The following is an 18,327-nucleotide window of genomic DNA, read 5'->3' on the forward strand; positions in this document are numbered from 1 at the left end:
TTCCGCAGTAGCTCAGTGGTAGAGCTATCGGCTGTTAACCGATCGGTCGTAGGTTCGAGTCCTACCTGCGGAGCCATGGCCCGTTGGTCAAGTGGTTAAGACACCGCCCTTTCACGGCGGTAACACGGGTTCGAATCCCGTACGGGTCATAAAAAAAGAGTCAGCATATTGCTGACTCTTTTTTATTTTGTGGAATCCTCCTTTATCAACTGATTTTCCTGAAATAAATAAAGGGATTTAGGAAAAGCTATGGTATGTATAAAAAGGAGGAGACAAAAATGACACGAGTGAGAGATTTTATGAGTACTCATGTTGTACATTGTACACCGCTAGACAATGTATATGAGGCTGCTGTAAAGATGAAAGAAGAATCGATTGGATTGATTCCAGTTGTTGAAAATGAGCAAGTTGTTGGGCTTGTTACGGACCGAGATTTAGTTGTTCGTGGGATTGCTGAGAAACATCCTGGATCTAATAAAATTACAAATGTAATGACAACAAACATTGTTTCAGTTTCTCCAGATGATTCTATTGAAAAAGCTACAGAGTTAATGGCACAGTATCAAATTAGACGATTACCAGTAGTTGAGAGTGGTCAACTCGTGGGGATGCTAGCACTAGGTGATTTAGCTATAAGAGAATCGGCAGATGATCAAGCTGGATTTGCTTTAAGTGAAATCTCGGAGCATACGGAATGAAGAGAGTCGTTCATTAGTGGGATAAGTTACGTATAAAAATCAGATGCATTATTCTAGTATATATGGATTAAACTAATATGTTAGCATGATGTATCTGAGACATTATATAATATAAGTATACAGTTAGTAATTTCGACAGTTTTTTAAAATTTGTCATTCCTAATTTTAAATAAGAGAAAAAATGATATACTGATAGATATAAGTATTATGAAAGATTTTGAATATAACAATATTCATTGTTAATGATGTAATAATGGATTAATATTTCCTATGTAGACAAAAGGGAAGGGGAATTATATGAGGGCTGTACAGCGCGATCCAAATTGGAATTTGGTTACAGATACATATATAGAACCAAATAATTTCGCTGAATTATTTTCTTTGCTTGTACCTTGTCATCCAAAAGGTGAAGGGAAAGAACGGACTATATTAGTGTGGAAAGAAAAAGAATTTTATAAAGAAGAAAATTTAGCGGCATTTATCGTATATGGAATGGATAAAGTAAAGAATTTGCCGCAGTTTCATAAAGATGAAATTCCAACTCTAGTACGTATTCTTCGCTTATGCCAAGAGATTGGTTGGTATGAAGAAGCAAATACATTTATGATAACTCAAGGACTAGCTGAGTTTGTTCACACTTCATTGGAATATGAAACGTGGGATCTGTTGACGCAAGCGGTTGCTTTAAACTATTTAATTATTAAATATCGTATGGGTGAATTGACTGATGGGGATGTAGAAATTTGGGATAGGGTTAAATTTAATGAGAAATGTATAACGGATTGTAAACAACTATTATCTCATAAAGAAGTATTGGAATTTACATTCTTTTATATGTGTAAGAGAGCTAAATTACTATCAAAAGAGCAATTAAATAGTGATATGATGAGTCTAGCGATGTATTGTAATACGTTTGTGTATGACTTATACACACATGACTTATTACGAAAATATCGTAAGTGTACAGACTTCCTATCATATTATGGACCTAGTCAAGCGGTGTTAGCTTGTCAAAGAGCTGTACTTTCTCAAATTTCAGATCGATTAGACCCATTGAAAACTACTCATGTAGATGATTATTTATATGTAATGAAAGAAATGATGGAGCATATGACGATAGGGATAATGGATCGATATGATCATTTTATCGGAAAGTTATTATCATATGTGCCATTTTTCGAAATGATTCAAGTTCCGCAACATGCATATTATTGTGAAGAATTACTGTATATTTGTAAGGGCATTGAATATAAAGAAGAAATATTACGCAATTATATATTTATACAATTACATGATTGTTTACCATCATTCTTTAAACTATTTCTTAAAAATAAGCGTTATGCAACGATTCATGACATTCTGTTCTATTGGTGTGATGATGAACAAAGAATGAGTTTAGAGAAAAAATATAATCTTAGCTTTATTTATGAAAAATATGCTTGTGGATAAAGAGCATTTTCTATATAAAAAATTTATATAAATTAAAAAGGATCTCAAGTTTATGTGAGATCCTTTTTTTTATTAGTAAAGCAAGGAGAACGCAATTAAGACGAGAAATAAAATTCCATAAAGGAGAAATTGTGCCGTATTGCTTCCTTGTATACCAAAAAAAGTATTTATTTTTGTGTATAAATTCAATATATATTTTAGCGGATTATCTTTGAAAGATCGGTACACAATGTCTCCTCTTTCTAAGCTTTTTGTTCGTGTTTTTTGTTAGTAGGGACATGAATGTATCTAGCTATGAATAATAAAACAGCCATAAAGAATACAGGAAATACGGTAGATAAATAAAAACCATTACTAATAATATTTGTTATTAGGGCACTTAATAGAAAGATGGCATTATATATATGGGCAATTTTTTGTTTTAATTGTACTTGAAAGGATTCCATCATAATTTCTAAAGCAACAAAAGCAATGATAATAGATAAAAATACAGTGTTTGTATTGTAAATGATTAAACAATAGATTAAACCTAAAAAGGCGAAGTATTCAATTAAGAGAGGTATATTGATATTGCGTTGCATACAATTTACCTAACTAAATATGGCAGTGGGTTTACTGCATTTGTTTTTTCAAAATTCCATTCTCCATTGTGTAATTCAAAATGAAGATGTTGCCCGTATGAATGACCTGTGTTTCCCATATGACCTACTAATTGTCCAGCTTGTACTTGATCACCAGCTTGTACAGTGCGATCTTTCATGTGTGCATAGACTGTTGTATATAATTTCCCGTTTATTTGATGGGCGATGAACACAACATTGCCATAGCTAGCTGAATAATATGATTTCACAACTTTACCTGCAGCTGCCGCCTGGATAGAGACATTACCTTGAGCTGCAATATCTATACCATAATGCATTTGTTCCCAGCGTATATCAAAGGTTGAGCTAATTCTTCCTTGAGTAGGGAATTTGAAAACTGCTGGAATGGAAGTAGGTTGAGCCGTTTGAGCTTGTGATTGATTTTGCATCACATAATGTTTTGCTACGTATCCGTATCCTGTGCCAAAACGAATTTTATACCAAGTTCCTACAGTTTCCACTACTTGTATTTGTGTACCATTTTGTAATGAACCAAGTAGTGCACTACTTGTACTAGCGTTGCCACGTACATTAAGTTTAGGTGTTGCAACTGTGTATTTCGTATTATTTTGAACTGTGATGCCTTTTACTAAAGGCTGTGAACCATTAGCCACAAATGCTTTTTGTACGTAACCTGTTTTGCCATTATGTAAAATTTTATACCACTCGCCTTGTTCTTCTTGAATGGTAATGAATTTTCCATTTGGTAATACATCTAAAATTGAAGATTCTAAATTAGGTTCAGAACGAACGTTTAATGCATTGGCATTAACGATGTATTGATTATTAGATTGAAGTTTGTTTTTTAGTAGAATAGCATCTTTTTGTACGTAACCTACTTTATTATTAACAGATACTTTATACCAGCCATTAGTTGTTTCAAGTATGTTCACTTTCGTATTAAAGCGAATTGTATCAATTGATGAGCTATTTGCGTTATCTTTTGTATGTAAGGCTACTTGATCGACTTTGACATATCCAGTTTTCACATTAGATAATTGTTCAGCGTTGGCTGTTTGTACATTTGTTTCTCCCATAGAAGGAAGTAAAGAGGCAATTGCGACAGTAGTTGCTGTTAAAGCAGTAGCTTTCATATTCATATAATAGAGACCTCCTCTAGTTGTATAGTTGTAATTTTATTATAGTATAAAGATATAATATAGTGGGTGTATTCACATAAATGTAATATGAAATCAATATAAAAATAAATTTTTTGAGGATAATGATTCCTTTTTATCCGATTAATTAGGATAATAATTTCTAAGATAGAATATAAGTATTATATAGTTTTGTTATTTTGTTGACAATTGAGAAAATTAAAACAGTTGATGATGTCTTATTACGATGTTATACTGACAGTGATAATTTCATAGTTTGCTAGGAGAGCTGGTGTTGCCAGCTGAGAGTAGGCCGTAAGCCTTTGATCCTTTTCATTACCTGATCTAGATTATGCTAGCGTAGGGAAGCAATTCGGACACTAATAATAAGTCCCCGTTTCTTTGCGTATAGAAACGGGGCTTTTTTGTTTGAAAATTTCATATTGAAACCACTAGGGGTGCTTGTTGTGCTGAGAGAGGAATAATCCTTAACCCTTATAACACCTGATCTAGGTAATACTAGCGAAGGGAAGTGGAGCAACGAATAAATTATAATTTTATTTGCTGTAACCACTTCTTATTTAGAAGTGGTTTTTTATTTAGATATATAAATCGAAAGGGGATAGAGAAATGAAATTTTGCGATAGATTATTAGAAACTGTACAACCAGTTTGGGAGATGAGTCATAATCATCCGTTTGTAGTAGGTATGGGGGATGGCACGTTAGAAAAAGATAAGTTTCAGTATTACGTTATTCAAGATTATTTATATTTGTTAGATTATGCAAAGCTATATGCGATTGGTGTTGTAAAAGCAACGAACCCACAAGTAATGGGGAAATTTGCTGAACAAATTGATGGCATATTAAATGGAGAAATGACAATCCATAAACAGTATGCAAAAAGACTTGGAATTTCTATAGAAGAGATAGAGTCTGCAAAGCCATCTGCTAAAAATTTAGCTTATACAAATTACATGATGTCTGTATCTCAAAATGGCACACTTGCGGAATTAATAGCAGCACTTCTTCCATGTATGTGGAGCTACTGGGAAATTGGAAAGCGTTTAAATGATATTCCTGGAGCAAGAGATCATGAGTTCTTTGGTGAGTGGATTCAAGGATATAGTTCTGAAGAATACGGTAACCTTTGTATTTGGTTAATCGATTTATTAAATGAAATGGCAGTTGGAAAGTCTGAAAAAGAGCTAGATCGATTAGAGGAGATTTTCCTATATTCCAGTCGATTTGAATATTTATTCTGGGATATGTCCTATCGTAAGGAGATGTGGGGATTTGAGGAGCAAGAACATACTACAGTTTCATAATGTTTCTTTTCATTATGATGAGAAACCAATCATCAATGAATTAAATGCTTCTATACAAGATAAAGAGTTTGTAAGTATTATCGGACCGAGTGGATGCGGGAAAAGTACTCTATTTCGCCTTATTACAGGTTTAGAAGAAGTAAGTACTGGGCAGATAGAGCTGACAGAAACGAAGAGCCATCCTGTAGGGTATATGCCCCAAAAAGATATGCTCCTGCCGTGGCGAACGATTATTGAGAATGCTGCTCTGCCGCTAGAGTGTCAAGGTGTACAGAAGAAAGAAGCACAAATAAAGGCCAAGGAACTGCTACATAAATTTGGCTTACAAGGGTATGAGACAAAATATCCGAAAGATTTATCTGGTGGTATGAGACAACGCGTATCTTTTATTCGAACTTTATTAACAGGCGGGGAGATATTGTTGTTAGATGAACCGTTTAGCGCGTTGGACGCTTTAACGAAGGCATCTTTGCAAGAATGGCTGTTTGAACAATGGAAAGAGTGGGAAAAAACAATTTTATTTATCACTCATGATGTGGAAGAAGCGTTGTTTCTTTCTAATCGAATTTTAGTAGTAGAGCAGCAACCGATAACTACTTTAACCGAGAGGGTTGTACCGCTTGATCGTAATCGAACAAGAAAAGATTTATATAAGCCTGAAGTGTTAGCGCTTAAAGATGAGCTTCTTAGTATGTTACAAAGGCAGGTACTCGTATGATGAACCGGTTGAAGGAGCTATTACCTGCCCTTACACTTTCTAGTATTTTACTTGCCTTTTGGGAAGTAGGCGCAAGAATCGTAGATGAAATGTACATTTTACCGTCACCGTCTGCAATTGTGATGAAGATATGGAAACTAAAAGATATATTATTTACGGTTCATTTGCCGGCAACCTTATCGGTCGTTTTAATAGGGGTGGCTATTTCTATCGTACTTGGGGTAGGGCTAGCGATGTTAATGAATGTGAGTAATTGGATGGAGAGAGCATTTTATCCATTATTAGTTGCCTCACAAACGATTCCTATTACAGCGCTTGCGCCGCTTTTCGTTTTATGGTTTGGATATACGATCTGGAGTAAGGTTGTTGTTACTGTTTTAATTACGTTTTTCCCAATTGCGGTCAATACGTATGATGGACTACGCAGTACGAAAAAAGAATGGGAGGAGCTCTTAGTTACGTATGGGGCAACGAAAAAAGATGTTTTTCTTAAATTAAAGTTACCATCTGCTCTTCCTTATTTTTTCTCAGCTTTAAAAATTGCAGTTCCGCTTAGTGTAATTGGGGCAGCAATCGGTGAGTGGCTCGGTGCACAAGCTGGGCTTGGATATTTCAGTAAAAGAATGATGACGCAGTTAGACGGAGCAGGTGTATTTGCACCCATTGTATTGTTATCATTATTAGCTATTTTCTTCGTCATACTTATCTCAGTATTAGAAAAGAAATTTATTAGTTGGAGGAAGTATTCATGAAATTTTTAAAACGCATCTTTGTGTTGACATTATTAGTTGCAATGATCGCTGGATGTTCTAGTAATTCAGCGTCAGATAAGAATAAAAAAGAAAAAGAAATAACGGTCATGCTTGATTGGTACCCAAATGCGGTACATAGCTTTATTTATGCGGCGATTGAAAAAGGATACTTTAAAGAAGAAGGAGTCAAGGTGAATATTAAATTCCCTTCTAATCCGACTGATCCATTAACTTTAGCAGCTGCAGGAAAAGTAACGGTTGGCTTATATTATCAGCCAGATGTTGTCATGGCAAAAGCAAATGAACAAATTCCAGTGAAATCAATTGGAGCTGTCGTACGTTCACCATTAAATCATGTTGTATCGCTGAAATCAGCAGGCATTCAATCGCCAAAAGATTTAGAGGGGAAAACAGTTGGATATTCTGGAACACCTTTAAGTGAGATGTATTTAAAAACGATGGTAAAAGAAGCTGGTGGTAATCCAGATACAGTGAAAGTAGTCGATGTTGGCTTTGATCTAGTACCGGCATTAATTACGAAGAAAGTGGATGCGGTAACAGGGGCATACATTAACCATGAAGTACCTGTTATGCGTCATGAAGGTCATGAACCAGCATACTTTAATCCAGCCGATTACGGTGTACCGAATTATCATGAGCTTGTATTTGTAACAGGTGATAAAACGTTGAAAAAAGATAAAGAAGCGTTACAAGCCTTCTTACGTGGTACGAAAAAAGGCTATGATTTTATGAAGAAAAATCCAGATGAAGCATTAAATATTTTATTAAATCATCAAGAAAAAGAAAACTTCCCACTTGTACCAGAAGTTGAAAAAGAGAGTATGAAAATTTTATTAGAGAAGATGGAAACGAAAGATGAACCATTCTTATCAGATTCAAAAGAGTCATGGGAGAAACAAAATAAATGGCTGAAAGATAAAGGAATGACGAAAGAAATCGTTCCGGCCGATGAGTTCTTCGAAAATATTTTAAAGTAGGCGAATGAATATGAAAAATGAGCTTCATGTAATCTCAAATGGTCACATGTCATTCGAAGAGTTAGTGAATGTAGCGATGCAAATTGAAAGTGAGATTGACTATTTGCATATTCGTGAGCGTGAGAAAAGTACGAAGGATTTGTATGAAGGTGTGGAAAGTCTTTTGAAGAAAGGCTTTCCGGCATCAAAAATAGTGATAAATGATCGAATTGATATCGCTATTTTATTAAACATTCCACGCGTGCAGCTAGGATATCGAAGCGCAAATGTAAGGTCAGTGAAAGAAAAGTTTTCTTATTTGCATGTCGGCTATTCTGTACATTCTTTAGAAGAGGCGATCGATGCATTTAAGAATGGAGCGGATTCACTCGTCTATGGTCATGTATTTCCGACAGATTGTAAAAAAGGTGTACCAGCGAGAGGGCTTGAAGAGCTTTCAGACATTGCAAAGTGTTTATCCATACCGATTACAGCAATTGGTGGAATTACCACGGAAAATATCGGGGATGTTCTTACTAACGGTGTCAGTGGTATTGCTGTTATGTCTGGGATTATAAGTAGTAGTAACCCGTATAGCAAAGCGAAATCTTATAAGGAATCAATAAGAAAGTGGGCGGAAAAACATGTGTAAGAAGTATGATGTAGCGATAATTGGTGGTGGTGTAATCGGTAGTTCAGTTGCACATTTTCTAGCAGAAAGAGGGCATAAAGTAGCGATTATAGAGAAGCAAAGAATTGCATCTGAAGCCTCGAAAGCAGCCGCTGGTTTACTTGGGGTTCAGGCAGAATGGGATGCATATAACCCACTATTTGAACTTGCGAGAGAAAGCCGTGCTATATTTCCACAACTTGCAGCAGTTTTACGTGAAAAAACAGGCATCGATATTGGGTATGATGAGAAAGGCATTTATCGCATTGCCCAAAATGAAGATGAGAAGGAAAGAATTTTTCACATTATGGATTGGCAGCAGAAAACAGGTGAAGATTCTTACTTTCTAACGGGAGATCGTTTACGAGAGAAAGAACCGTTTCTATCTGATTCAATTATAGGTGCTGTATATTATCCAAAAGACGGTCATGTTATTGCACCGGAGCTTACGAAAGCATTCGCACATTCCGCATCAATTTCGGGTGCTGATATATATGAACAGACAGAAGTGTTTGATATTCGTATTGAAAACAATAAAGTGACTGGGATTGTGACGAGCGAAGGTATTATAGCATGCGAGAAAGTTGTTATTGCGGGTGGTTCATGGAGCACGAAGTTACTAGGGCATTTTCACCACGAATGGGGTACATATCCAGTTAAAGGAGAAGTAGTAGCGGTAAGAAGTAGAAAACCACTTTTAAAGGCGCCTATTTTCCAAGAAAGATTTTACATTGCACCAAAGCGCGGCGGACGTTACGTAATTGGAGCAACGATGAAGCCTCATACGTTTAATAAAACCGTGCAACCAGAAAGTATTACTTCTATATTAGAGCGCGCGTATACAATATTGCCAGCTTTAAAAGAAGCAGAGTGGGAAAGCGCATGGGCAGGGTTAAGACCACAATCGAATCATGAAGCTCCTTATATGGGAGAGCATGAAGAAATAAAAGGTTTATACGCTTGTACTGGGCATTATCGAAACGGTATTTTATTAAGTCCTGTTTCTGGTCAGTATATGGCTGATTTAATAGAAGGAAAGCAGGCGAATCATTTGCTAGATTCATTGCTTTCTAAAATAGTTTAGAAAGGGGATGGAAGTTTGAATTTAAAAATTAATGGTAACCAACTTGAAGTGCCAGAGAGTGTGAAAACAGTGGCTGAGCTACTTACGCATTTAGAGTTAGATAACAGAATTGTAGTAGTAGAGCGTAATAAAGATATTTTACAAAAAGATGATCATACAGATACATCTGTTTTTGATGGAGACCAAATTGAGATTGTAACTTTCGTAGGAGGCGGTTGATTATGTTAAACATTGGACCATTTTCATTTCATTCTAGACTTTTATTAGGAACAGGGAAATTCCCTGATTTTGATGTACAGCAAAAGGCAATTGATGTATCTGAGGCTGAGGTTTTAACGTTCGCAGTACGTCGTATGGATATATTTGATGCAAAGCAGCCTAATTTATTAGAGAAACTTGATGTGAAAAAATATACGTTATTACCGAATACAGCTGGAGCAAAAAATGCTGAAGAAGCTGTTCGTATTGCAAAATTAGCAAAAGCTTCGGGGCTTTGCGATATGATCAAAGTAGAAGTTATCGGTGATGATAGAACGTTATTACCTGATCCAGTAGAAACGTTAAAGGCATCTGAAATGTTACTAGAAGAAGGATTTATCGTACTTCCGTATACATCTGATGATGTTGTATTAGCACGTAAATTACAAGAACTAGGTGTGCATGCAATTATGCCAGGAGCATCACCAATCGGTTCAGGGCTTGGTATTGTAAATCCGTTAAACTTAAGCTTCATTATTGAACAAGCGACAGTACCAGTTATCGTTGACGCTGGTATCGGTAGCCCAGCTGATGCGGCATTTGCAATGGAATTAGGAGCGGATGGCGTGTTATTAAATACTGCTGTATCGGGAGCAAAAGATCCAATAAAAATGGCACAAGCAATGAAATTAAGTATTGAAGCAGGACGATTAGGATTTGAAGCGGGGCGTATTGCACGTAAACGTTGTGCAACAGCAAGTAGTCCTTTAGAAGGAATGAGCGTAGTTGAATAATCGATATTCTCGCCAAGAATTATTTTCTCCAATTGGAGAAGAGGGGCAACGAAAGATAAGAGAAAAGCATGTACTCATTATCGGTGCAGGTGCATTAGGTAGTGCAAATGCAGAGATGTTTGTAAGAGCAGGTGTTGGAACAGTAACGATTGTTGACCGAGATTATGTCGATTGGAGTAATTTACAAAGGCAACAATTGTATGCAGAGAGCGATGTAGAGAATAACCTACCGAAGGCTGTAGCGGCAAAGAAGCGTCTAGAAGAAATTAATAGTGAAGTAAGAGTAGAAGCTCTCGTTCAAGATGTAACAGCTGAGGAATTAGAAGAACTCGTTACAAATGTTGATGTAATTATTGATGCAACTGATAATTTCGAAACGCGTTTTATTGTGAATGATATAGCACAAAAGTATTCCGTTCCATGGGTTTACGGAGCCTGTGTAGGGAGTTACGGCCTTTCTTACACAATTCTTCCTAGTAAAACGCCATGTTTATCTTGTCTATTACAATCGATTCCGCTTGGCGGGGCGACATGTGATACAGCGGGCATTATATCTCCTGCTGTATCTCTCGTCGTTTCTCATCAAGTAACGGAAGCTCTTAAACTGTTAGTGGAAGATTATGAATTGCTTCGAGATGGACTTGTGTCGTTTGATGTATGGAAGAATGAATATTCATGTATGAATGTGCAAAAGCTTCGTAAGCATAATTGTCCTTCGTGCGGAGAGAATGCGATATACCCGTATTTAAATAAAGAAAATACATCGAAAACAGCAGTTTTGTGCGGGAGAAATACAGTTCAAATTAGACCACCTCATAAAGAAGAAATGGATTTTGAACGATATAAAGAGCTGCTGAAAGATCGTGTGAATAATTTGAATGTAAATCCATATTTAATATCATTTTCTGTGGAGGAAAAGAGATTAGTTGCTTTTAAAGATGGCCGGGTACTTGTACATGGAACGAAAGATATAAGCGAAGCAAAAACAATTTATCATCGCTATTTTGGATAGAAAAGGATGAGTGGGATGAAAGTAAATAAAGCTTTAACAATTGCAGGATCTGATAGTGGAGGTGGTGCCGGCATTCAAGCAGATTTAAAAACCTTCCAAGAGCTTGGTGTGTATGGGATGACGGCAATTACGGCAATTACTGCTCAAAATACGCTTGGCGTTCAAGGGGTATATCCAGTTCCGTTAGAAGGTATTACGGAACAGCTGAATTCAATTGGTACGGATTTAACACCAGATGCTGTGAAACTAGGAATGTTATTTAGCAGTGAAATTATTCAAATTGTCGCAGAACATATTAATAAGTTTGGGTGGAATAATATTGTACTAGATCCTGTTATGATTGCTAAGGGCGGTGCATCATTATTACAACAGGAAGCAGTACAAGCATTAAAAGAATATTTATTACCAGTAGCAACCGTTGTAACACCGAATGTTCCTGAGGCAGAAGTGTTAACCGGGATGGAGATTCATAATGTTGAAGATAGTAAGGAAGCTGCGAAAGTACTGCATGAACTAGGTGCGAAATACGTGCTTATGAAGGGTGGACATGCAGAATATCAAGGTAATGAAGTAATTGACTTACTCTTTGATGGTGAGCAATTTATCGAATTTAGAAGTGAACGGATTCCTTCAAAGCAAACGCACGGAAGCGGGTGCACATTTGCTTCAGCGGTTACAGCAGGACTTGCGAAAGGCTACTCAATTGAAGAGGCAGTTCTAGAAGCGAAACGATTTATTAGTATAGCAATTGAAGAGCCTTTGAATATCGGAAGTGGTCATGGGCCGACGAATCATTTTGCATATAAATTGAATAAAACACAAGCATAAAGAAAGGAAAAGTCAGTTTTATAACTGGCTTTTTTTCTGTTTACTTTTTTCAAATACAGGAGTAATATATCAGCCAGAATACATTTTTTGTAATACGCTGAGTCCAAATATAAGGAGCGGAGGAACCAATTTGTGCAGTGTCACTAGGGGTGAATCTTTCAATTTTGAAAGTAGGGCTACTCTCAAAGCCCGAATCCGACAGCTAACTTCGTAAGCGTCTTGAGAGAGGACGGTGCCATGATGGATACATCACTTCATCAATCTGATTAGTATAAGGGAATATCAATCTATGTTTGAGTTCTTTTATGCTAAGGAGGATGAGGTACATGGAATTAACACTTATTTGTATTGGAGAAGAAAGCAAGGTAAATAGTTTAAGAGATTTAGTAGCATTTCAACATGAGTTAATTATTTTTACAGCAAATGAAGAGATAGCTGCTGAAGTTAGGAATTGTGGGTTTGATTGGACTTATAGCTGTAGTAAGGCACAAGATTTTACTAGTATTTGTGAGTGTATTAAGAAGGTGATTTTACTAGGGGATGAGCTTCCAATCATTAGTTTCTTCACAGAACACATTCGCTTTTCTTTTCAAGCACCTATTACTGTTGTTACAAGGAATAAACGATATCCAGCGAGGCTCTATGAAAAAATTGGAGCTACATTTGTCGTGTTTACGAATTGTAATAATATTTCTTTTTTATTTTTTGAATAGGGCGGGGGAAAAAAGATGAAGGTGTTGTTACTAGGAGATATAGCGAATCGTTGGGCGGTATCAGTAGAGCGAGTTCAAGAATTGGTGGTGCTTGATCCTATTTTTCCAAGGGCCTATATCATATTGCCATCGAAAGACGCTTTATATTTAAAAACAGATGTTATCGAATATGAGCAGCTACATGCAGAATTGTCACAAGTTTATATTCGCGGGAGAAATTTGCGCGCATTTTTGCGTGGAGAATAAATAGTGAAAAAAAAGAGCGAATGCTAAGTGCAACAAGCTATGCACTTCATGTCATGCGCTCTTTTTATTTCGTATTTAAAAGATTATTTTTGTGAAAAAGAAAGAAAAGACGAGAAAACAGATGAAATAATATTAATAACACTCAATGTAAGCGTTTAAATAGATGGATATTTTCTTATTTTCAGTAATTTAGCTCTTTACAAGTTAAATATAGAGGAGTATATTTACTCTCATAAATCATTCATAAAATTTCCAAAAAAACCTAAAATCGCTGAGTTCCAGAAATGGAGCGGGGGAACCAATTTTGTGCATCGTCACTTGGGGTGAATCTTTCAGTTTTGAAAGTAGGGCTACTCTTTAGGCCCGAATCCGACAGCTAACCTCGTAAGCGTTTAGAGAGGAGGTTTACTTTGTGTTGTTCATTTCGAACACTAAGTAGAGCTTAGTGTTCTTTTTTTGATAAATTAATGGTAAATTTTTACAGAAAAGAGGAATGGCTATGTTAGATGTTGTAATGATCGGGATTTTTGTTGTGTTAGTCGCATCGATGGTAAGTCTTGCAAGTTGGTCAGATAAAGTTGTGAAAGAAGGGAAGCAATCATGACGGTTGCCTTATCGGTTATTGTTGCAGCAATTACGGTGTACTTAGTGTATGCATTATTAAATCCAGAAAAGTTTTAATTAGGGGGAATCATTCATTATGATTTGGGTCGCAGTTGTTATTACCATGCTGTTGTTTATTCTTGTGGCAAAGCCAATGGGGATTTATTTAGAGAAAGCCTTTCAAGGTAGTAAAAAGTTAGATAAAGTATTCGGGCCTTTTGAAAAACTTATTTTTAAAATTACGGGTGTAAAAGAATACAATCAAACGTGGAAACAGTACGCATTGTCATTAGTTTTATTAAATGGATTTATGATTGTTGTCGTATATTTCATTTTCAGACTACAAGGAGTATTGCCATTAAATCCAGCACACATTGAAGGGATGGAGCCTACGCTTGCTTTTAATACAGCAATTAGTTTTATGGCTGATACAAACTTACAGCATTATAGCGGTGAAAATGGTTTATCGTATTTATCACAATTAATCGGAATTACATTTTTAATGTTTGCAGCACCAGCAACGACGTTAGCACTTGTAATGGCGTTTATAAGAGGGCTTGCTGGGAAGGAACTCGGTAACTTTTTCGTTGATTTTACGAGAGCACTAACGAGAGTATTTCTTCCTATCGCATTTATTGCGGCACTAGTCTTTGTCGCACTTGGCGTACCACAAACGTTAGACAGTGCAGTTACAGCACAAACAATCGATGGGGCAAAGCAAAGTATATTACGTGGGCCTGTTGCATCATTCGTGTCCATTAAGGAACTCGGAAATAACGGCGGTGGATTTTTCGGAGCAAACTCTACGCACCCTTTTGAAAATCCAGGGCAAATGAGTAATATTTTACAAATGATGCTTATGATGTTATTGCCAACAGCACTTCCATTTACGTACGGACGAATGGTAGGAAATAAAAAACAAGGTCGTATCCTTTTCGTATCACTATTCATGGTGTTTTTACTAGGATTTATAACGATTACTACATCTGAATTACATGGGAATCCAGCGTTAAATGGAATGGGCATCGAACATGTACAAGGGAGTACAGAAGGAAAAGAAGTACGATTTGGAACAGTATTTTCTTCCCTATACGCAACAGTGACGACAGCTGCTGAAACAGGAGCCGTTAATACGATGCATGATACGTTAACACCAATTGGCGGGTTAGTACCACTCGTAAATATGATGTTAAATACAGTGTATGGCGGAGTTGGGGCAGGTTTTGTGAACATTATTATGTATGCGATTATCGCAGTCTTTATATCTGGATTGATGGTTGGACGGACACCAGAGTTTTTAGGTAAGAAAATTGAAGGTAAGGAAATGAAATTAATTGCGGTAACGATACTATTTCATCCACTGCTTATTTTAGGGTTTTCAGCATTAGCTCTTTCAACAAGTTTAGGAACGGATGCCATTTCTCATTCTGGTTTCCACGGTTTAACGCAAGTGGTATATGAATATACATCGTCAGCTGCGAATAACGGATCTGGATTTGAAGGGTTAGCGGATAATACACCGTTTTGGAATATTACAACTGGCTTAGTTATGTTTTTAGGGCGCTATTTCAGTTTAATTACGATGCTAGCTGTTGCAGCTTCATTGAAAGAAAAGACGGTAGTACCAGAAACAGTCGGAACGTTCCGTACGGATAATAGTTTATTTGGCGGCATTTTCATCGGAACAATTGTAATTGTCGGTGCATTAACATTCTTCCCGATGTTAGTACTCGGCCCAATTGCAGAATTTCTTACATTGAAGTAATGGAGGGTAAATGATGAGACCGGTAGTAGTAAAAGAAAAGAGAGTAAATGATTCACAAATACATGCTGTAGAAGATGAAGTTAGACAAGCGAAAACGATGGATCGTGATATCGTGAAACATGCGATGAAACAATCCTTTGCGAAATTGAATCCGAAAGTCATGATAAAGAATCCGATTATGTTTGTTGTAGAAATTGGATTTATCATTACGTTCATTTTATCGTTTCTTCCAAGTCGTTCTAGTAGTGTACCAGGATGGTTTAATATAACAGTTTCTCTCATTCTATTATTTACAGTTTTATTTGCTAACTTTGCAGAAGCGTTAGCGGAAGGACGGGGGAAAGCGCAAGCCGATTCTTTAAAACAGTCAAAGAAAGATGTGTTTGCAAATGTTGTAAAAGAAACTGGAAACATTGTTCAAGTTTCAGCAACTGATCTGAGAAAAGATGACGTTGTTATTGTAAAACAAGGAGAAATGATTCCGAGTGATGGAGAAGTCATAAAAGGATTAGCGTCTGTTGATGAATCTGCGATTACAGGGGAATCGGCTCCTGTAATAAAAGAAGCGGGCGGTGATTTTTGTTCCGTGACAGGTGGAACGATGGTCGTAAGTGATGAGATTACAATTGTCATTACGAGTAATCCTGGTGAATCATTTATTGATAAAATGATTTCGTTAGTAGAAGGAGCTGCTCGTCAAAAAACGCCGAATGAGATTGCCTTAAATACAGTATTAACGAGTTTAACGCTTATTTTCTTAATCGTTGTTGTGACGTTGCCGATTTTTACAAACTATTTAGGGTTTCAAATTGATACAGCTGTACTTGTAGCGTTGTTAGTTTGTTTAATTCCAACGACAATTGGTGGTTTATTATCAGCAATTGGTATTGCCGGGATGGACCGGGTGACAAAGTTCAATGTGTTAGCGATGTCGGGTAAAGCAGTAGAAGCTGCGGGTGATATTAATACAATCATTTTAGATAAAACAGGTACGATTACTTTCGGGAACCGAATGGCACATACATTGCTTCCTGTAGGAAATGAGACGATTGAGCAAGTAGGGAAATGGGCTGCGATTAGTTCAGTCTTAGATGAAACACCAGAAGGTCGATCAGTTATAGAATATGTAAAAACGAAATCTATATCATATAATCGAGAAATTGCAGAACAAGGTGAATTTGTTCCGTTTAAAGCAGAAACGAGAATGAGTGGTGTTGATTTACAGGACGGAACGAAAGTGAGAAAAGGTGCTGTAGGTAGCGTAATTGAATGGGTTAGGTCACAAGGTGGAACGATTCCGAAAGATGTAAATCAAAAAGCAGATTCCATTTCCAAAGAGGGCGGGACACCACTTGTAGTTGCAGTGAATAATCGTATTTACGGTTTAATTTATTTAAAGGATACAGTAAAGCCAGGTATGCGTGAGCGTTTTGAACAATTGCGCCAAATGGGGATTAAAACGGTTATGTGTACAGGTGATAACCCGTTAACAGCAGCAACGATTGCAAAAGAAGCAGGGGTAGATGAGTTTGTTGCTGAGTGTAAGCCAGAAGATAAAATTGCGGTTATTAAAGCAGAGCAAGATAAAGGGAAACTTGTAGCGATGACGGGTGATGGTACAAATGATGCGCCGGCATTAGCGCAGGCTGACGTTGGATTAGCGATGAATAGTGGTACGACAGCTGCGAAAGAAGCAGCGAATATGATTGATTTAGATTCGAACCCGACAAAAATTATTGAGGTTGTAGGGATTGGTAAGCAATTGTTAATGACGCGTGGTGCGTTAACGACGTTTAGTATTGCGAACGATATTGCAAAATATTTTGCAATCATTCCAGCAATGTTTACACTTGCGATTCCGCAAATGGAAGCATTAAACATTATGAAATTAACATCACCGCTGTCAGCGATTTTATCAGCATTAATATTTAACGCTGTTATTATTCCGTTACTTATTCCATTGGCGATGAAAGGTATCGCATATAAACCGATGAGTTCGAATGCACTATTGGGCCGAAACCTACTTATTTATGGGCTTGGTGGAGTGATTGTACCGTTCATTGGAATTAAAGTAATTGATATAATTGTCGGCTTGTTCATATAAGGAAGAGGGGAAAAAGATGGAGAAGAAACAAAGTATACTATCACCAATCATCCGTATTACTTTTACATTTTTAGTGTTGTGCGGCCTTGTATACCCGCTTATTGTAACTGGTATTGCACAAGCAGTAATGAAGGATAATGCGGATGGAAGTCTAATATATAATGATAAAAACGAAGTGATTGGTTCTACATTAATCGGTCAAAATTTCACAGATCCACGTTATTTTCATGGGCGTGTTTCTAGTATTGAATATAAAGCAGAAGCATCAGGGTCTAATAACTATGCACCATCTAATCCGGATTTAGAGAAACGAGTAGAGAAAAGTGTTGAAGAGTGGAAGAAACAAAACCCAACTGTTCCGGTAACAGAAGTGCCGATTGATCTAGTGACGAATTCAGGTTCAGGGCTAGATCCTGATATTAGTCCGCAGGCAGCTTCTGTGCAGGTGGATCGTATCTCTAAATTAACGAAAATTCCGAAAGAAACATTAGGTCAATTGATTAAAGATCAAACGGAAGGTGCTGCACTTGGCTTATTTGGAGAGAACCGCGTAAACGTTTTAAAGTTAAATTTAGAATTGCAGAAACTACTGAAATAGTAACAGTGCTACCTCAATCTAACGGATTGAGGTAGCGTTGTTTCGAAAGGAAGG

The 18,327-nt window shown here is 36.8% G+C and carries 21 protein-coding genes, 2 tRNA genes and 4 riboswitches; of the genes, 21 read left to right on the plus strand and 2 right to left on the minus strand.

Annotation, left to right across the window (positions count from 1 at the left end; translation table 11 throughout):
• Position 1 precedes the first annotated feature (1 nt).
• From AC3WTA_RS24040 to AC3WTA_RS24055, 4 genes are all read left to right on the plus strand, one after another.
• A tRNA-Asn gene (locus AC3WTA_RS24040) sits at positions 2-76 on the plus strand.
• A gap of 1 nt (position 77) precedes the next feature.
• Positions 78-149, plus strand: a tRNA-Glu gene (locus tag AC3WTA_RS24045).
• 129 nt (positions 150-278) lie between these two features.
• A complete protein-coding gene (locus tag AC3WTA_RS24050; protein WP_000199001.1) occupies positions 279-698 on the plus strand; it encodes a CBS domain-containing protein in 420 nt (139 codons plus the stop codon).
• A 297-nt stretch (positions 699-995) separates the two neighbouring features.
• Positions 996-2,147 (plus strand): DUF3965 domain-containing protein, encoded by a 1,152-nt coding sequence (locus tag AC3WTA_RS24055; RefSeq protein WP_001203049.1) that lies wholly within the window; start codon positions 996-998, stop codon positions 2,145-2,147.
• 242 nt (positions 2,148-2,389) lie between these two features.
• Here AC3WTA_RS24055 and AC3WTA_RS24060 read toward each other — a convergent pair whose 3' ends face one another.
• Positions 2,390-2,728: a hypothetical protein gene (locus AC3WTA_RS24060; protein ID WP_001189484.1), complete on the minus strand. Its 339-nt coding sequence runs from the start codon at positions 2,726-2,728 to the stop codon at positions 2,390-2,392.
• A 5-nt stretch (positions 2,729-2,733) separates the two neighbouring features.
• Positions 2,734-3,888: an SH3 domain-containing protein gene (locus AC3WTA_RS24065; RefSeq protein ID WP_001056049.1), complete on the minus strand. Its 1,155-nt coding sequence runs from the start codon at positions 3,886-3,888 to the stop codon at positions 2,734-2,736.
• 269 nt (positions 3,889-4,157) lie between these two features.
• Positions 4,158-4,269: riboswitch (TPP riboswitch) on the plus strand.
• Positions 4,270-4,329: 60 nt separating this feature from the next.
• Positions 4,330-4,433, plus strand: a riboswitch (TPP riboswitch).
• A gap of 82 nt (positions 4,434-4,515) precedes the next feature.
• Here AC3WTA_RS24065 and tenA point away from each other — a divergent pair.
• The 17 genes from tenA to kdpC all read left to right on the plus strand — a co-directional run bounded on the left by tenA (position 4,516) and on the right by kdpC (position 18,273).
• The gene (gene tenA, locus AC3WTA_RS24070; protein ID WP_000666838.1) at positions 4,516-5,211 is read left to right on the plus strand and encodes a thiaminase II; all 696 of its coding nucleotides are present in this window, start codon (positions 4,516-4,518) and stop codon (positions 5,209-5,211) included.
• Positions 5,180-5,929: an ABC transporter ATP-binding protein gene (locus tag AC3WTA_RS24075; RefSeq protein WP_001256820.1), complete on the plus strand. Its 750-nt coding sequence runs from the start codon at positions 5,180-5,182 to the stop codon at positions 5,927-5,929. Before tenA ends, AC3WTA_RS24075 begins: the two co-directional genes overlap by 32 nt.
• The gene (locus tag AC3WTA_RS24080; RefSeq protein WP_002096844.1) at positions 5,929-6,681 is read left to right on the plus strand and encodes an ABC transporter permease; all 753 of its coding nucleotides are present in this window, start codon (positions 5,929-5,931) and stop codon (positions 6,679-6,681) included. Before AC3WTA_RS24075 ends, AC3WTA_RS24080 begins: the two co-directional genes overlap by 1 nt.
• Positions 6,678-7,679: an ABC transporter substrate-binding protein gene (locus tag AC3WTA_RS24085; RefSeq protein ID WP_000670442.1), complete on the plus strand. Its 1,002-nt coding sequence runs from the start codon at positions 6,678-6,680 to the stop codon at positions 7,677-7,679. The genes AC3WTA_RS24080 and AC3WTA_RS24085 overlap by 4 nt, the downstream gene beginning before the upstream one ends.
• Before the next feature lie 10 nt (positions 7,680-7,689).
• Complete coding sequence (tenI, locus tag AC3WTA_RS24090; RefSeq protein WP_000787175.1) at positions 7,690-8,310, plus strand: thiazole tautomerase TenI; 621 nt, start codon at positions 7,690-7,692, stop codon at positions 8,308-8,310.
• On the plus strand, positions 8,303-9,412 hold the full coding sequence (thiO, locus tag AC3WTA_RS24095) for a glycine oxidase ThiO (RefSeq protein ID WP_070168411.1): 1,110 nt from the start codon (positions 8,303-8,305) through the stop codon (positions 9,410-9,412). Before tenI ends, thiO begins: the two co-directional genes overlap by 8 nt.
• Positions 9,413-9,427: 15 nt before the next feature.
• Positions 9,428-9,631: a sulfur carrier protein ThiS gene (thiS, locus tag AC3WTA_RS24100; protein WP_001049510.1), complete on the plus strand. Its 204-nt coding sequence runs from the start codon at positions 9,428-9,430 to the stop codon at positions 9,629-9,631.
• A 2-nt stretch (positions 9,632-9,633) separates the two neighbouring features.
• Positions 9,634-10,404, plus strand: a complete 771-nt coding sequence (thiG, locus tag AC3WTA_RS24105; RefSeq protein WP_000931995.1) for a thiazole synthase — start codon at positions 9,634-9,636, stop codon at positions 10,402-10,404.
• On the plus strand, positions 10,397-11,416 hold the full coding sequence (thiF, locus tag AC3WTA_RS24110; RefSeq protein ID WP_492333050.1) for a thiazole biosynthesis adenylyltransferase ThiF: 1,020 nt from the start codon (positions 10,397-10,399) through the stop codon (positions 11,414-11,416). The genes thiG and thiF overlap by 8 nt, the downstream gene beginning before the upstream one ends.
• A gap of 6 nt (positions 11,417-11,422) precedes the next feature.
• Positions 11,423-12,244 carry a bifunctional hydroxymethylpyrimidine kinase/phosphomethylpyrimidine kinase gene (thiD, locus tag AC3WTA_RS24115; RefSeq protein WP_098098299.1) on the plus strand — a complete coding sequence of 274 codons (822 nt, stop codon included), beginning with the start codon at positions 11,423-11,425 and terminating at the stop codon, positions 12,242-12,244.
• A gap of 85 nt (positions 12,245-12,329) precedes the next feature.
• Positions 12,330-12,477: riboswitch (cyclic di-AMP (ydaO/yuaA leader) on the plus strand.
• Between the two features lie 93 nt (positions 12,478-12,570).
• Positions 12,571-12,957: a hypothetical protein gene (locus AC3WTA_RS24120; RefSeq protein ID WP_000424062.1), complete on the plus strand. Its 387-nt coding sequence runs from the start codon at positions 12,571-12,573 to the stop codon at positions 12,955-12,957.
• Positions 12,958-12,972: 15 nt separating this feature from the next.
• Positions 12,973-13,203: a hypothetical protein gene (locus AC3WTA_RS24125; protein ID WP_000866313.1), complete on the plus strand. Its 231-nt coding sequence runs from the start codon at positions 12,973-12,975 to the stop codon at positions 13,201-13,203.
• 259 nt (positions 13,204-13,462) lie between these two features.
• Positions 13,463-13,608, plus strand: a riboswitch (cyclic di-AMP (ydaO/yuaA leader).
• A 94-nt stretch (positions 13,609-13,702) separates the two neighbouring features.
• On the plus strand, positions 13,703-13,807 hold the full coding sequence (locus AC3WTA_RS24130) for a SipW-dependent-type signal peptide-containing protein (protein ID WP_000887892.1): 105 nt from the start codon (positions 13,703-13,705) through the stop codon (positions 13,805-13,807).
• Entirely contained in the window at positions 13,804-13,884 is an 81-nt protein-coding gene (gene kdpF, locus AC3WTA_RS24135) for a K(+)-transporting ATPase subunit F (protein ID WP_000214976.1), read from the plus strand. Before AC3WTA_RS24130 ends, kdpF begins: the two co-directional genes overlap by 4 nt.
• Before the next feature lie 19 nt (positions 13,885-13,903).
• A complete protein-coding gene (kdpA, locus tag AC3WTA_RS24140) occupies positions 13,904-15,571 on the plus strand; it encodes a potassium-transporting ATPase subunit KdpA (protein WP_000638334.1) in 1,668 nt (555 codons plus the stop codon).
• A 13-nt stretch (positions 15,572-15,584) separates the two neighbouring features.
• Positions 15,585-17,675, plus strand: coding sequence for a potassium-transporting ATPase subunit KdpB (kdpB, locus tag AC3WTA_RS24145; RefSeq protein ID WP_070168414.1), 2,091 nt, complete (start codon positions 15,585-15,587; stop codon positions 17,673-17,675).
• A 16-nt stretch (positions 17,676-17,691) separates the two neighbouring features.
• The gene (gene kdpC, locus AC3WTA_RS24150) at positions 17,692-18,273 is read left to right on the plus strand and encodes a K(+)-transporting ATPase subunit C (protein WP_000412613.1); all 582 of its coding nucleotides are present in this window, start codon (positions 17,692-17,694) and stop codon (positions 18,271-18,273) included.
• The last annotated feature ends 54 nt before the right edge of the window (positions 18,274-18,327 follow it).

Source organism: Bacillus sp. EB106-07-01-XG149, assembly GCF_058791555.1.

Coding starts and splice junctions, on each gene's coding strand:
- kdpB (WP_070168414.1), top strand. CDS start 15,585: ATGAGACCGGTAGTAGTAAAAGAAAAGAGAGTAAATGATTCACAAATA.
- AC3WTA_RS24065 (WP_001056049.1), bottom strand. CDS start 3,888: ATGAATATGAAAGCTACTGCTTTAACAGCAACTACTGTCGCAATTGCC.
- AC3WTA_RS24055 (WP_001203049.1), top strand. CDS start 996: ATGAGGGCTGTACAGCGCGATCCAAATTGGAATTTGGTTACAGATACA.
- kdpC (WP_000412613.1), top strand. CDS start 17,692: ATGGAGAAGAAACAAAGTATACTATCACCAATCATCCGTATTACTTTT.
- tenA (WP_000666838.1), top strand. CDS start 4,516: ATGAAATTTTGCGATAGATTATTAGAAACTGTACAACCAGTTTGGGAG.
- thiG (WP_000931995.1), top strand. CDS start 9,634: ATGTTAAACATTGGACCATTTTCATTTCATTCTAGACTTTTATTAGGA.
- AC3WTA_RS24060 (WP_001189484.1), bottom strand. CDS start 2,728: ATGCAACGCAATATCAATATACCTCTCTTAATTGAATACTTCGCCTTT.
- AC3WTA_RS24085 (WP_000670442.1), top strand. CDS start 6,678: ATGAAATTTTTAAAACGCATCTTTGTGTTGACATTATTAGTTGCAATG.
- tenI (WP_000787175.1), top strand. CDS start 7,690: ATGAAAAATGAGCTTCATGTAATCTCAAATGGTCACATGTCATTCGAA.
- AC3WTA_RS24130 (WP_000887892.1), top strand. CDS start 13,703: ATGTTAGATGTTGTAATGATCGGGATTTTTGTTGTGTTAGTCGCATCG.
- AC3WTA_RS24050 (WP_000199001.1), top strand. CDS start 279: ATGACACGAGTGAGAGATTTTATGAGTACTCATGTTGTACATTGTACA.
- thiD (WP_098098299.1), top strand. CDS start 11,423: ATGAGTGGGATGAAAGTAAATAAAGCTTTAACAATTGCAGGATCTGAT.
- thiO (WP_070168411.1), top strand. CDS start 8,303: ATGTGTAAGAAGTATGATGTAGCGATAATTGGTGGTGGTGTAATCGGT.
- kdpF (WP_000214976.1), top strand. CDS start 13,804: ATGACGGTTGCCTTATCGGTTATTGTTGCAGCAATTACGGTGTACTTA.
- kdpA (WP_000638334.1), top strand. CDS start 13,904: ATGATTTGGGTCGCAGTTGTTATTACCATGCTGTTGTTTATTCTTGTG.
- AC3WTA_RS24120 (WP_000424062.1), top strand. CDS start 12,571: ATGGAATTAACACTTATTTGTATTGGAGAAGAAAGCAAGGTAAATAGT.
- AC3WTA_RS24080 (WP_002096844.1), top strand. CDS start 5,929: ATGAACCGGTTGAAGGAGCTATTACCTGCCCTTACACTTTCTAGTATT.
- AC3WTA_RS24125 (WP_000866313.1), top strand. CDS start 12,973: ATGAAGGTGTTGTTACTAGGAGATATAGCGAATCGTTGGGCGGTATCA.